Source organism: Frankia nepalensis (assembly GCF_016786325.1).
Taxonomy (GTDB): Bacteria; Actinomycetota; Actinomycetes; order Frankiales; family Frankiaceae; genus Pseudofrankia; species Pseudofrankia nepalensis.
Map to the genome: position 1 here is coordinate 1 of NZ_JADWYU010000237.1, position 13,080 is coordinate 13,080.

At 72.9% G+C, this 13,080-nt stretch carries 12 protein-coding genes and 1 pseudogene; 9 read left to right on the forward strand and 4 right to left on the reverse strand.

Annotation, left to right across the window (positions count from 1 at the left end; translation table 11 throughout):
* Positions 1-212 precede the first annotated feature (212 nt).
* Together I6A81_RS37000 and I6A81_RS37005 are read left to right on the forward strand one after the other, a co-directional pair.
* Positions 213-397: pseudogene (locus tag I6A81_RS37000) on the forward strand (formyltetrahydrofolate deformylase); the annotation flags it as partial.
* A gap of 20 nt (positions 398-417) precedes the next feature.
* Positions 418-1,290 carry a bifunctional 5,10-methylenetetrahydrofolate dehydrogenase/5,10-methenyltetrahydrofolate cyclohydrolase gene (locus I6A81_RS37005; protein ID WP_203006835.1) on the forward strand — a complete coding sequence of 291 codons (873 nt, stop codon included), beginning with the start codon at positions 418-420 and terminating at the stop codon, positions 1,288-1,290.
* 95 nt (positions 1,291-1,385) lie between these two features.
* Here the strand turns inward: I6A81_RS37005 and I6A81_RS37010 are convergent, their stop codons facing one another.
* Complete coding sequence (locus tag I6A81_RS37010; protein ID WP_203006834.1) at positions 1,386-2,264, reverse strand: SDR family NAD(P)-dependent oxidoreductase; 879 nt, start codon at positions 2,262-2,264, stop codon at positions 1,386-1,388.
* Between the two features lie 384 nt (positions 2,265-2,648).
* On the opposite strand from I6A81_RS37010, the gene I6A81_RS37015 reads away from it, so the two are divergent.
* Positions 2,649-3,854, forward strand: a complete 1,206-nt coding sequence (locus tag I6A81_RS37015; protein WP_203006833.1) for a lactate 2-monooxygenase — start codon at positions 2,649-2,651, stop codon at positions 3,852-3,854.
* 129 nt (positions 3,855-3,983) lie between these two features.
* Here the strand turns inward: I6A81_RS37015 and I6A81_RS37020 are convergent, their stop codons facing one another.
* Positions 3,984-4,361 (reverse strand): nuclear transport factor 2 family protein, encoded by a 378-nt coding sequence (locus I6A81_RS37020; RefSeq protein ID WP_203006832.1) that lies wholly within the window; start codon positions 4,359-4,361, stop codon positions 3,984-3,986.
* Between the two features lie 321 nt (positions 4,362-4,682).
* Here I6A81_RS37020 and I6A81_RS37025 point away from each other — a divergent pair, with 321 nt between their 5' ends.
* Positions 4,683-5,741, forward strand: a complete 1,059-nt coding sequence (locus tag I6A81_RS37025) for an aminoglycoside phosphotransferase family protein (protein WP_203006831.1) — start codon at positions 4,683-4,685, stop codon at positions 5,739-5,741.
* Between the two features lie 225 nt (positions 5,742-5,966).
* On the opposite strand, the gene I6A81_RS37030 is transcribed toward I6A81_RS37025, so the two are convergent.
* Positions 5,967-6,839, reverse strand: a complete 873-nt coding sequence (locus I6A81_RS37030) for an LLM class flavin-dependent oxidoreductase (RefSeq protein ID WP_203006830.1) — start codon at positions 6,837-6,839, stop codon at positions 5,967-5,969.
* Between the two features lie 233 nt (positions 6,840-7,072).
* On the opposite strand from I6A81_RS37030, the gene I6A81_RS37035 reads away from it, so the two are divergent.
* The 3 genes from I6A81_RS37035 (at position 7,073) to I6A81_RS37045 (ending at position 9,617) form a co-directional block, all read left to right on the forward strand.
* Positions 7,073-7,450 carry an Mth938-like domain-containing protein gene (locus I6A81_RS37035; protein WP_203006829.1) on the forward strand — a complete coding sequence of 126 codons (378 nt, stop codon included), beginning with the start codon at positions 7,073-7,075 and terminating at the stop codon, positions 7,448-7,450.
* A gap of 543 nt (positions 7,451-7,993) precedes the next feature.
* Complete coding sequence (locus tag I6A81_RS37040; protein WP_203006828.1) at positions 7,994-9,118, forward strand: zinc-dependent alcohol dehydrogenase; 1,125 nt, start codon at positions 7,994-7,996, stop codon at positions 9,116-9,118.
* Between the two features lie 220 nt (positions 9,119-9,338).
* Positions 9,339-9,617 carry a GlsB/YeaQ/YmgE family stress response membrane protein gene (locus tag I6A81_RS37045; protein ID WP_203006827.1) on the forward strand — a complete coding sequence of 93 codons (279 nt, stop codon included), beginning with the start codon at positions 9,339-9,341 and terminating at the stop codon, positions 9,615-9,617.
* Between the two features lie 211 nt (positions 9,618-9,828).
* On the opposite strand, the gene I6A81_RS37050 is transcribed toward I6A81_RS37045, so the two are convergent.
* Complete coding sequence (locus tag I6A81_RS37050) at positions 9,829-10,299, reverse strand: nuclear transport factor 2 family protein (RefSeq protein ID WP_203006826.1); 471 nt, start codon at positions 10,297-10,299, stop codon at positions 9,829-9,831.
* A 344-nt stretch (positions 10,300-10,643) separates the two neighbouring features.
* Between I6A81_RS37050 and I6A81_RS37055 the strand changes: the two genes are divergently transcribed.
* Positions 10,644-11,441 (forward strand): RibD family protein, encoded by a 798-nt coding sequence (locus tag I6A81_RS37055; protein WP_307875164.1) that lies wholly within the window; start codon positions 10,644-10,646, stop codon positions 11,439-11,441.
* A 171-nt stretch (positions 11,442-11,612) separates the two neighbouring features.
* Complete coding sequence (locus tag I6A81_RS37060) at positions 11,613-12,671, forward strand: SDR family NAD(P)-dependent oxidoreductase (protein ID WP_203006825.1); 1,059 nt, start codon at positions 11,613-11,615, stop codon at positions 12,669-12,671.
* Positions 12,672-13,080 lie beyond the last annotated feature (409 nt).

Genomic DNA, 13,080 nt, shown 5'->3' on the forward strand with positions numbered 1-13,080 from the left:
TGCCCTCCACCTTCCGCACCCCGTGTTGCCGGTGGCTTGCGCCCGGCCGTCATCAGTGCCGTCGTTTCTGGTCCGCGGGGCCCCCGCCCCCCAAAGGGCCCCCGGGCGGGGGGAGCCCAATCCGCCGGGGGGTGGGGGGCCCCCCGCCGCCCCGGGGGGGGCCCCGCCGCTCCCGCTCGGCCCGGCCGGCGGTGCCTGTCTCACCGGCCACGATCGTCCGGGACCTCGACGAGGGCCCGATCATCGAGCAGGACGTCATCCGGGTCTCCCACCGCGACGCCCCGTCGGCGTGGCCCGCGCGGGCGCCCGCGTGGAGCGCCTGGTGCTGGCCCGCGCCGTAGCCTGGCACTGCGATGACCGGGTCATCCGCGACGGCAACTCGACCGTCGTCTTCTAGAACCAGGAGACGTAGACCGTATGACAGCGCAGATCCTCGACGGACGGGCCCAGTCGGCGGCGATCCTCGATCGCGTCGAGAAGGAGGTGGCGGCCTTCGTCGCCGCCCATGGCCGCGTTCCGGTGCTGGCCACGGTGCTCGTCGGTGACGACCCGGCCTCGCACACCTATGTCCGGATGAAGGCGAACCGGTGCGCGAAGGTCGGCATGCAGTCGCGCCGCCTCGAACTGGACGCGTCGATCTCGACGGAAACGCTGATCGAGACGATCCGGGAGCTGTCCGCCGACCCGGAGGTCGACGGCATCCTGCTGCAGCACCCGGTGCCCGACCACATCGACGAGCGGGCCGCCTTCGAGGCGATCGCCCCGTCCAAGGACGTCGACGGGGTCACCCGCACGTCGTTCGCCATGATGGCGTTCGACGAGGGTGGCTTCCGGTCGGCGACCCCCGGCGGCATCATGGCGCTGCTCGACGCCTACGACATCCCGCTGGCCGGCAGGCACGCCGTCGTCGTCGGGCGCAGCCCGATCCTCGGCAAGCCGGTCGGCATGCTCCTGCTGGCCCGCAACGCCACCGTCACCTACTGCCACTCCCGCACCGCCGACCTGGGCGACCACGTCGCCCGCGCCGACGTCGTCGTCGCGGCCGTCGGCCGACCCGCATTGATCAAGGGAGACTGGATCAAGCCGGGCGCCGTCGTCGTCGACGCCGGATACGCCGACAACAGCGGCGACGTCGAGTTCGAGCCGGCCGCCGAGCGCGCCTCCTACATCACCCCCGTCCCCGGGGGCGTCGGCCCGATGACCATCGCCGTCCTCATCGACCAGACGATGCGGGCCGCCCAGGCCCGCGAGGCCGCTCACGCGGGAGACCTCACCTCGGCCGAGAAGTAGCGCCCGACCGGGTGAGGGGTCACGAACGGCGACCCCTCACCCGGTGGGCTGGCCGCGGCCGCCGGCCCGGTGGGCCTGGCTCGCGCCGCCGGGCGTCACAGGTTCCTGGGACGGTTGACGAAGCGGCCCTCCCGTGGGGAGAAGAACCAGCCACCGCCGGCTCTCGTGCCGCCGTCGACCGGGATGTTGTGGCCGGTGACGAACGATGACAGGTCGCTGGCCAGGAACAGCGCGACCCGGGCCTGGTCCTCCGGCCAGCCGAGCCGGCCCACGGGCGCCCATGAGCCCCACAGGTCGTCGTGGTCCTCGTATCCCGTGAGGTAGTCGACCTGTGGGGTCTGGGTCAGGTCGGGGCCGAGGCCGTTCACCCGGACGCCGTGGCGGCCCATCGTCACCGCGAGGCTGGTCGTGAAATGAGCGACGCCGGCCTTCATCGCGGCGTAGACCGGATCTCCCGGGTACCCGCGCATCCCCTCGACCGAGTGGACGTTGACGATGCTCCCCCGGCGCCGCGCCATCATCGCGGGAATGAACGCGCGCGTGACCGCGAAGACGTGCAGCAGGTTGGTCGCGTACATCTGGTGCCACGACGGGGCCGACGACTGATGGAACCGCACGAGTGGCCGGTAGTCGCCGACGTTGTTGACCAGCACGTCGACCCGGCCATGCCGTGCCAGGACGTCCTCGGCCAGCCGCGCCACGTCTTCCTCGACCGTCACGTCGACGACGTGCGCGCGGACCGCCCCGGCGACATCCTTCGTCTCGGCCATCTCGGCGCATAAGCGCTCGGCCCGCGCGGCGTCGATCTCAGCGATCTCGACGAGCGCGCCGTGCTCGGCGAACAGCCGCGCGACGGCGCCCCCGATCCCGTCCCCGCCCCCGGTGACCACGGCGACCCGCCCGTCCAGCAGCCGGTTCCAGTCCTCGACCGCCGGCACCTCACGCGCCCGCCGCTCCCCATGTTCGTTGATCATCAAAGCACCGTACCGCCCGCCTACCCCACATGGACCCACCAGCCGAAACCCCCGACTCCCTCGAGCTTGAAGATCAGTCGTGCCCAGCGCGCCGCTGGTGACGCCCTGGGCACGACTGATCTTCGGTCGAGGCAGGGTGCCGCGGCGGGTAGCGGGCCCGTCGCGGGGGTCAGTGGTCGCCCACGTCCGGTGCGTCGCCATCGACGCATGAAGAGGGCGAATCTTCACCTTGAGAGCTGCCGGGGATGCGTGGCCCCGGCGCGGCTGGAGCGGGCAGGCAGACGCGGGAGTTGGTGAGCCGGACAAGCGCGGAATGAAGGTGACGGGGCGTCAGCTCTGGGAGGATCGCGGGGCCGGGTTCAGGGCGGGACGGGAGGGCGCAGGGTGGGTGACGGGCTTCCGCGGCCGTTCGGGGACTACCAGGTGGAGATCTACCTGCAAGGCCTGAGCGGGGTCCTGCCAACGATGCCGATGGCGTTCGACGAGCTGGAGCGGCGGGCGGAGAGCGCCCTGCCGGCGTCGGTCTGGTCGTATGTGGCCGGCGGCGCGGGCGACGAGGCGACCCAGCGGGCGAACGTGGCGGCGTTCGGGCACTGGGGACTCGTCCCGCGGATGATGGTCGGCGCGACGGAACGCGACCTGTCGGTCGAGCTGTGGGGCCGGCGGTGGCCGGCGCCCGTGTTCCTCGCGCCGATCGGCGTCATCGGGCTGTGCGCGCCGGGCGGGCACGGTGATCTCGAGACCGCTCAGGCGGCCGGACGCGCCGGCGTCCCCATGATCGCCTCGACGCTCTCCGTCGACCCCCTGGAGGACGTCGCGGCCGAGCTTGACGACACGCCAGGCTTCTTCCAGCTCTACACCCCCAAGGACCGGGAGCTGGCCGAAAGCCTGGTGAGCCGCGCCGAGCGGGCCGGGTTCGCCGGCATCGTCGTCACGCTGGACACCTGGGTCACCGGCTGGCGGCCGCGCGACCTGGCCACGTCGAACTTCCCGCAGCTGCGCGGCCACTGCCTGGCGAACTACTTCACCGACCCTCGGTTCCGGTCGATGCTCGGCACCGACCCCGCGTCGGCACCGCAGGCCGCCGTCCTGCAATGGGTGACGACGTTCGGCCACTCGGTGACCTGGGACGACCTGCGCTGGCTGCGCTCGCTCACCAAGCTCCCGCTGATCCTGAAAGGCATCCAGCACCCCGACGACGCCCGCCGCGCCGCCGACGAGGGTGTGGACGGCATCTACTGCTCCAACCACGGCGGCCGCCAGGCCAACGGCGGCCTGCCGGCGCTCGACTGCCTGCCGGGCGTAGTCGAGGCCGCGGGCGGCCTGCCGGTCCTGTTCGACTCCGGCGTGCGTTCCGGCGCCGACATCGTCAAGGCACTCGCCCTGGGTGCCACGGCCGTCGGGATCGGCCGGCCCTACGCCTACGGCCTGGCCCTCGGCGGCGTCGACGGGATCATCCACGTGCTCCGCTCGTTCCTCGCCGAAGCCGACCTGATCATGGCCGTCGACGGCTACCGCACCCTCGGCGACCTCACTCCCGACGCCCTGCGCCGCATCGTCGCACCCCCGCCACCGCCCGCCAGTCGCTAGCGCCGGAGCCCGGGCCGGGCGACGGTGAGTGACCGCCGGTGGCCGGCCGGGCCGCCGCCAAGCCCGGGGCCGACCCCGGCTCGGCGGACGGACCGGCCGCCGTGGCGGGATCAGCCAGCCGTGGCGGGATCAGCCGGCCGGGGCGGGCGCGGGTACGCGGTCGAGGAAGCCGACGACCGAGCGGATCCGACCGTCGGGGTCGAGCGTGATGACGTCGAAGCCGGCGACCGGAGCCGTCCCGTCCGGCGCCACCAGCTCCCAGCCGAACCGGGCGACGTCATGATGCCCGTCGACGGCGCCGGCCTGGCGGAACAGGTGACCGGGGAACTGAGCCTGGACGGCCCCGATCAGTCCGAAGATCTGCTCGTGCCCGCGGACGGCCGCAAGCGGGTCGGTGTACCCGCCGTCTTCGGCCCACGCCGCCGCGACGGCCGCCGCGGTCCCGGCCGGCTCGGTCGCGTTCCAGGCGGCCAGATAACGCTCGACGGCCTTCTCGTGCATATCCATGACGGTCTCCCGCGCGGTTTCAGGAAATCGTTCCGAAACTGTGTCCGGATTCCTGGCCGGCCCTTCCGGCACGACCACCATCCCGCGCCCCACGCCAACGGTCGATTACCCGCGGGGTAATGGAACCGCGTCCGCTCGTGGGCTCGGGCCTCGGCCCGCGCTGGCATCAGCAGCCAAGAAGACGGCCGGAGGGCGGTCAGGCCACACAGAACGTAACCGACCCCCACCCGCGCGAGGCACCATCGGTGATGGCTACGACACTGATGGCTACGACAGACTCGGCGACGCCAGCTGGACCGGCGAGGCAGGGAGGAGACGCCGATGGGGACGGAGTACTCGGCAACTGGTGCCCGCCAGGGCGAGGAAATCGCGGCTGGTGGCCACGCGGCGGGAGTCCGCAATGAGCTGTATCGAGTGGCGCTCGGCGGCTCGGAGCGGATGGCCGGGTTCTACAACCAGAACATGCGGGTGGACACGCCGGATGGGCCTGTAGTCGTCCGGATTCCGATCACGGGCGCCGACCGGATGGATCTGACGATCTGGCCCGAGGCCGAGTTGATGCGAGCAATCGACTGGACCGTCGAGCGGGTGCCGCGGGTCCTGTTCGGTAGCGATGAGCCTCGCTACCAGGTCCTGGACTGGATCGACGGCGAGTTGCTCGCCAATGTGGCGCCGCACGGCGTCCGGGTACCAGGCCACGTGGTCGACGATCTCGGGGAGTTGTTCCGCCAACTCGGCCGAGTGCCGCTGGAATGGCTGCCGCCCCTGCCCCTGGGTTGGCCGGCCGACGGTGACACCGCGGGGTTCGCCTACCGGCTCTCCAACGTCACCGCCGACGTGCTCGCGACCTTCACCCCGGAGTTCGGCGACCTGTTCACGGCGCTCGGCTTCCCGAAGGACCCACTCGAGCCCATCCTGGAACGCTGGTCAACGCTCTCCCCGCGTCCGTTCCGCCTCCTCCACACCGACCTCCACCGCCAGAACATGATCGTGAAGGCCGGCGAGACCTACTTCCTCGACTGGGAACTCGCCCTCTGGGGTGATCCGGTCTACGACCTGGCCGTCCACCTCCACAAGATGGCCTATGAGCCCGACGAGGAGCGGTCCGCCCGCGCCGCCTGGCACGCCTCGGTCCCTGCCGAGGCCTCGACGCAATGGACGAGTGACCTCGCCATCTACCTCGGCCACGAGCGGGTCAAGTCCGCGGTCGTCGACACCGTCCGCTACACCAAACTGATCGCCGCGGGCACCGAGACCCCAGCCGCTGAAGCAGCGCTCCTCGACAAGCTGACCAAAAAGGTCAACGCCGCCCACGCCGTTTGGGGAATCGGTCATGTCATCAGCCGTCAGGATGTCGAACTGCTGATCGAGCGAAGGTGACCGCAATCACGGGAAGCGGAGAAAGGCGGTCTTCACCTTCACCGCGGCCCAACATGCTCCGGGCGGAATAAGAACCACCCGCGTCGGCTCGGGAAAAGGAAAATCCAGGAAATATTCGACCTCTCGCCAGCGCTGCCGCGGCCCTCCGTCCGTATCGGGCAGCGAGCGGGTACTCGGATGGCGGAGTCCGGCTACTGCTTCTGGCGTGACCGGCCGCCGGCCGGCTCAGGCGGTGAAGATCCGTTCGAAGGTGGCGAGGTCGCCCGCGAACGGCTCCTGTGGGCGTGGCCAGTGCACGACGAGGTCGGTGACGCCGGCCGCCTCGTAGTGGCCCACCGCGTCCCGGAACGCCTCGACGGAGGTCAGGCCCGCGTCCAGGCGTGGCCCGGTGAGGACCAGTCGGCCGATCGACGCGGGATCCCGCCCGGCCGCCCCGCAGGCGTCGTCCAGCAGGTCCATCTGGGCGCGGACCGACGCGGCTCCGGCCGGCGCGGGCAGCGCGGCGCCCGCGTGCGCCGGGTCCCCCGCGGTCACCCAGAGCTGGCCGTGCGCGGCGGCGACGGCCATCCCCCGCGGACCGGTCGCGGCGACCGCGAACGGGATGCGGGGCCGCTGCACGCAGCCGGGCGTGGTGGGCGCTCGCTCCGCCGCGTAGTACCGCCCCGCGTAGGTGGTCGGCGAGCCGGCCAGCAGCCGGTCGGTGAGTTCGACGAACTCGGCGAACCGCCCGGCCCGCTCCGCGCGCGGCCAGGGACGCTGACCGAGCACGCCGGCGTCCCAGCCGGTGCCCCCGGCGCCGATGCCGAGCGTCAGCCGGCCGCGGGACAGATCGTCCAGGCTGATCAGCTCTCGAGCGAACGGCACCGGATGCCGGAAGTTGGGCGACGCGACCAAGGTTCCGAGCCGGATCCTGGTTGTGCTCAGCGCGGCGGCTGCGAGCGTCGGGACCGCGCCATACCAGGGCTCGTCCCGCAGCACGCCCCAGGCCACATGGTCGTAGGTCCAGGCGTGGTCGAAGCCGAGATCCTCGGCCCGCCGCCACAGCGCGCCCGCCTCCGCCCAGGGCAGTTCCGGCAGGATCAGTACCCCGAGCCGCATGGCCGCACCTTCCAGTTCTCCAGCCCGGCCGACCCGACCGGCCGTTCGAAGGTAATCCGGATGCTGGCGGGGTGGCAGGCCTGGGGCCGGGCGACGGTCTTGGGGCGATGCGACACTCAGGGTGTCGCCATGGATGAGCCTGCCTGGGCGACGACGCGGTCGAGTTCGACCAGGACGATTCGCCGGGCGACGCCGCGGGTCGAGGCGCGGGCTACCGCCCGTGGGAGGACGAGATGGCGAAACAGCTGGCCCGATCGCCGAGGATCCTGCATGTGGCGTGGGGGGAGATGCGGGTCGAGGGGCTGCCGGACGGCAAGGATTTCAAGCTGTATCCCGGTGGCGGACGGGAGTGGGACTGGTCGGAGACCGGCACCAGGCATGAGCCGGGGATCCAGCCGGCCGACGTCGATGAACTGCTCGTTCGCGGCGTCAAGGCCGTGGTGCTTTCCCGCGGCATGCACCTGCGTCTGCTGACCGCCCCTGCCACCCTGAGGCTGCTCGAGGAGCGAGCGATCGCCGTCCATCAGGCCGAGACCACAGAGGCGGTGGCGATCTACAACCGCCTCGCGGCCAGTGAACCGGTCGGCGGCCTCTTCCACAGCACCTGCTGACCAGGCGCCTTACCCGGGCGAGCGGACTCTGAGATCTCCGCTGCCGGCTACCGCGCAGAATAGCGCGCACTTGGCGTGACGGAATGGGATCTTCCGCATCGCAAAAGCACGCGCCGAGCCACGCCTGACGATCAATCCACAGGCTGGGAAATACGCCCTCGATCAGATAAACGAGGCATACGAGGACCCAGACGACGGAAAGAACATCCGCGGCGCGCGGGTTCACGACTCGTGACCACGGCGGCCGGCGGTGCGATCGTAGACCCCGATCGCGCCTACTTCCGCCGACATGAACCGAGTCCACCGAAGGCGCGGCCGAAGCCGGCAAAACCGCGTTTCGCCGTCTGAACCTGCATTAACGGGCATACCGCCGAACGCGATCCTCAATCCGACCGGGCGCGCCAGAGCCCCAGCGGCGACTGCCCGGCTGACGCTCGGGCCGCGCCGGGCCGGGCCGGCCTCGCCGGGCCGAGCGGCCACGGAAACACGACCCCGCAGGAACACACCGCCACGGAAACACACCGCCACGGGAAGTGAGAGCCCATGACCGAGCTGGTGCGCGCCGCCGTGCAGGTGGCCCCCCGCAAGATCGAGATCCGGGAGTTCCCCCGCCCGAAGGTCGGGCCGGACGACGGCCTGCTGCGCGTCGAGGCCAACGGCATCTGTGGCAGCGACGTCGAGACCTACAAGGGCCACCTCCCGCCGACGGGCAGCTCCGGCGCGCCAAGGCCGGCGTTCATCCCCGGGCACGAGCCGGTCGGGATCATCGAGGAGATCGGGGAGCGAGCCGCCGTCCGCTGGGGGGTGACGCCGGGCGACCGGGTCGCCGTCGAGGTCATCGTCCCGTGCCGCTCGTGCCAGGACTGCCTGACCGGGCGCTACCAGGCCTGCCGCAACCGCCGGCACGGCCACGGCGTGACCGGTGTGGACACCGCGCCGGCGCTGTGGGGCGGCTTCGCCGAGTTCCTTTACCTGTCGCCGACCAGCATCGTCCACCGGATCGACAAGGGCCTGCCGGCCGAGATCGCGGTGATGTTCAACCCGCTCGGCGCCGGGGTGCGCTGGGCCGTCCACCTCGGCGGGGTGCGCCTCGGCGACACGGTGCTCGTCCTGGGCGCCGGCCAGCGCGGCCTGGCCTCCGTGATCGCGGCCCGCGCCGCGGGCGCCGGCACGATCATCGTGACCGGCCTGGCCCGCGATGCGCACAAGCTGGCGCTGGCCCGCGAGTTCGGCGCCGACCACACGATCGTCGTCGACGGGCCGGACGCGGACGACACCGTCGAGCGGGTCCGTGAGATCACCGGCGGCGCGCTGGCCGACGTCGTGCTGGAGCTGACCCCGATGGCCACCGCGCCGGTCACCGACGCGCTGCTCGCCGCGCGCCACGGCGGCCGGGTGGTGCTCGCCGGCCTCAAGGGCGGCCGCACGGTCCCGCTGAACACCGACCTGATCATCAACCGGGCCCTGTCGGTGCAGGGCGCGTTCGGCGTCGACGCGGCCGGCTACGCCGCGGCGATCGCGCTCATCGAGTCCGGGCGGGTGCCGCTGGCGAAGCTGCACACCCACACGTTCGGCCTCGACGACACCGCGCTGGCGATCGAGACGCTCGCCGGCGAGGTGCCCGGCGAGCGCCCGCTGCACGTCTCGGTCCACCCGCACGCCCGGTAGGAGGCGCCCAGTGCTCGTCGACACCCACGCCGCTGCGCTCCCCCGCGACTACCCGGTCTGACCCCGGCAGGCACCAAGGTGCCAGACAGCGCGCTTGACCAGCGTCAAAGCGCGACTGGCCGGCAAATAGGCGCCATTCATGCGAAGGCCGGGCGATACCGTCCGGCCCCGGATGGCGAAACGCCACGGGCGTACGGCCACACAGGGGGAGGGAACCGCGGTGTTCCAGGTAATCGGGATCTTGATCTCCGGTCTGATCATCGGTGTCGTGGCACGGATGGTCCTGCGCGGCAAGCAGAACATTCCGATCTGGCTGACGGTCGTCGCCGGCATCATCGGAGCGCTGATCGGCAACACGATCGCCAGCATCATCGACGTCCGCGACACCGACGGCTTCGACTGGATCCGCCACATCCTGCAGATCGCCGCGGCCGCGGTCGCCGTCCTCGTCCTCGAGCGCGTCTGGGCGGCGAGGAGGCCGAGGCGCAGCCGCCGGTAGCCGGCCCGGCAACCAGCGCGCGGCCGCGGGCGGCGGTCGTCCGGCGACGACCGGCCGCGACCACGATCATCTGGCGGTGTGGTCGCCGGGGCGCGCGACGGCCGAACAGCGACGACGGCCGGACAGCGAGTGCAACGGCGGCGTTCCCCTTCAGGGGGCGCCGCCGCCGCGCGTCCGGCCCGGGGCACCGCCGCGCCGTCCCGGTCGACGGCTACGCGTCCGCCCAGTCGGGGGTGTCGACGCCGTGGACGAGTGACTCGGCGGCCTGGCCGTCGGGCCAGTCGGCGACGCCGCGCGAGGTGACGAAACGACAGCGGCAGGCGGCGATGCGCCAGCCTTCGCCGGTCCGGACCAGGTCGTCGACGTAATAGGTGTGACGCAGGGTCCCGTTGTGCCGGTTCACGAACAGCGCGTTGCGGGTGGTGCGCGCCCGGTCGGGCCCGTCGGTCTCCACGATCGGAGGGCCCGCCAGGTGCAGGCCGCGCGGCACGGTCCTGGCCAGCCGGCGCAGCGTCTCCCGCCCCTGGTAGGTACGCCCGTCGACGTCATAGCTGGCGTCCGGGGCGAACAGGTCCAGCCAGCCCTCGACGTCGTCGAGGTCCAGCGTCACGCAGTACCGCGCGAGCAGTTCGTTGATGGCGACGTAGTCCGCCGGCGAGGGCTGGCCGGGTGCATTTGCCACAGTCACTCCTGTTCACGGGTGTTCACAGGTCCCACCCGGAGCCGGCCGCCGGACCGACACGGTCAGCGGCGCATCACGCGAGCCGACGCCGCGGAGTGGCTCCCCGCCCGGCGCTCCCGCGCTCCACGCCCACGGCGCCGCGGCAACCGGGCAATGTCCTCCATCCGGCAGCTCCCGCCACGCGACCCGCGCGGCACGTCCTAGCGGGACAGCACATCTCCACCACATGTGAGCTGCGTCACGTCAGTGTAGACGGCCCTGGCCCTCGACACCTCGCCTTTCCGCCGCAAAGCCGCGCGACATCGCCCCGGCCCCGCGGCGGAGGGCGGCTATCCTCGCCCTCCGTGGAAGCACCGTTCGCGGGTGACCGTCCCTATGTGCTGCTCAGCTGCGCCATGTCGATCGACGGGTACATCGACGACGCCAGCGCCGAGCGACTGCGGCTTTCCAACGAGGCCGACTTCGACCGGGTGGACGCGGTACGCGCCACCTGCGACGCGATCCTGGTGGGAGCCGCCACGATCCGCCGGGACGACCCACGGCTGCTGGTGCGCTCCCAGCGGCGCCGGGAGGCCCGGGTCGGGCGCGGGCTGCCGCCGTCCCCCCTCAAGGTCACGGTGAGCGGCGGCGGCGACCTCGACCCGGCGGCGCAGTTCTTCACCGCGGGTGACGTCGAGAAGATCGTCTACAGCGCGACCGGCGCCCTGGGCAAGGCCCGCGAGCGCCTCGGCGACGCCGCGAGCGTCGTGGACGCCGGCGAGCCGCTGTCCTTCCCGAGGGCGCTCGCCGACCTCGCGGCGCGCGGCGTCGGCCGGCTGATGGTCGAGGGCGGCGGCGGGATCCACACCGCCTTCCTCACCGCCGGGCTCGCCGACGAGCTTCAGCTCGTGGTCGCGCCGTTCTTCGTCGGCGACGCCGCCGCGCCGCGGTTCGTCGCGGACGGCGCCTTCCCCTGGACCCCGCGGCGCCCCGCGCGGCTCGTCGAGGTCCGCCAGCTCGAGGACGTCGTCCTGCTGCGCTATGCCCTGTCCGACCGCTACGGCGCATCCGACCGCCACGCGCCCTCCGGCAACCACGCACCCCCCAACAGCGATGCTCCCCCCGACAGCGATGCCCCCTGCGACCACAGCGCGGGCGGGTAGCCCGTCGCGGGCAGGCGCCGGGCGCCCATCGGCCTCCTCGCGCGGGCGCACTGGTTGCGCCCGTGGAGGAGGGGCGCCTACGGTCGCGCGGGCGGGATCTCTGGCTCCCGGTACGGCCTGGTGGGGCCGTACCGACCGCCCGGGCGCGCGGACGGACGGATGGGATCGGCGATGGTGGCAGGCAGGGCGGCGGACAGGATCCTGACCCCCTTCGACGCGGGCTCGACCGCGGCCGAGGTCGTGGCGGGAACCGATCTGGGCGGGCGGCGGGCGGTCGTCACGGGGGGCTCGTCCGGGATCGGGGTCGAGACCGCGCGGGCGCTGGCCGGGGTGGGCGCGGCGGTCACGCTCGCCGTGCGTGACGTCGCGGCCGGGGAGCGGGTCGCGGCCGACCTCGTCGCGGCCACCGGGAACCCCGACGTCGCGGTCGCGCCGCTCGACCTGGCCGACCAGGCTTCCGTGCGGGCGCTCGCCGCCGCCTGGACCGGGCCGTTGCACATCCTGGTGAACAACGCCGGCGTCATGGCGTGCCCGCTGGGGCGCACCGCCGAGGGCTGGGAGCGGCAGTTCGCCACCAACCACCTGGGGCACTTCGCCCTGACCGTCGGGCTGCGCGGCGCGCTCGCGGCGGCGGGCGGCGGAGCCCGGGTCGTGGTGGTCAGCTCCGCCGCGCACCTGCGCCAAGCGGTCCATTTCGACGACATCCACTTCAACGCTCGCGAGTACAACCCCTGGATGGCCTACGGGCAGTCGAAGACGGCCAACGTGCTGTTCGCGGTCGAGCTGACGCGACGCTGGGCCGACGACGGGATCACCGCCAACGCGCTGCACCCCGGCATCATCGCCACGAACCTCGGGCGTCATCTCTCCCGCGAGGAACTGAAGCGGATCAGCATCGGGGCCGCCGCCGCGGTCGCCGCGAGCAGGGGCGGCCAGCCCGGCGGTGCCGCGAGCGGCGGCGCGAGCGGCGGCACGGGCGGCGAAGCGCCCACCGGCGGCGAGGGCGCGCGTCGGCCGGGCGGCCCCAAGAGCCCGGCGCAGGGAGCCGCGACCTCCGCGCTGCTCGCGGCCTCGCCGCTCGTCGAGGGCGTCGGCGGGCGCTACTTCGAGGACTGCAACGAGGCCGAGCCCGTAGGCCGCGACGGCCGCCTGGGCGTCGCGGCCCATGCCCTCGACCCGGAGGCGGCCACGCGCCTCTGGGAGGCCTCCACCGTCATGATCGGCTCGTAGCCGAACGGTCCTGGTGGCGGCGTTCCAGGACGTTCCAGGACCAATCGGCCTGGAGCCGCGGGACGTGGGGCGCGTCGGGCCTGGGTGTCGCCGCCGCGCGGCTGATCGGCCGCCCCGCGCGGCTCCCGGGCCGTCCCGGTCCGGTTGACCGGATGCCCGAAAGCGCCAACCGTGGAAACGTGGCGGTTCCTGGACGGCCGGCGCGCGGGTGGGGTTGCGCCACCCAACGCGGGCGGGCCAGTCCCGGGCCGGGTTCCGCCGGCTCGGCCGGCGGCCCGGCGCTGTCTCGCCGCGCCTTCCTCGTCGTCGCCGCGCTCCTCGGCTGCGCCGGCGCGGATGCCCGAAAGCGCCAACCGTGGAAACGTGGCGGTTCCTGGACGGCCGGCGCGCGGGTGGGGTTGCGCCACCC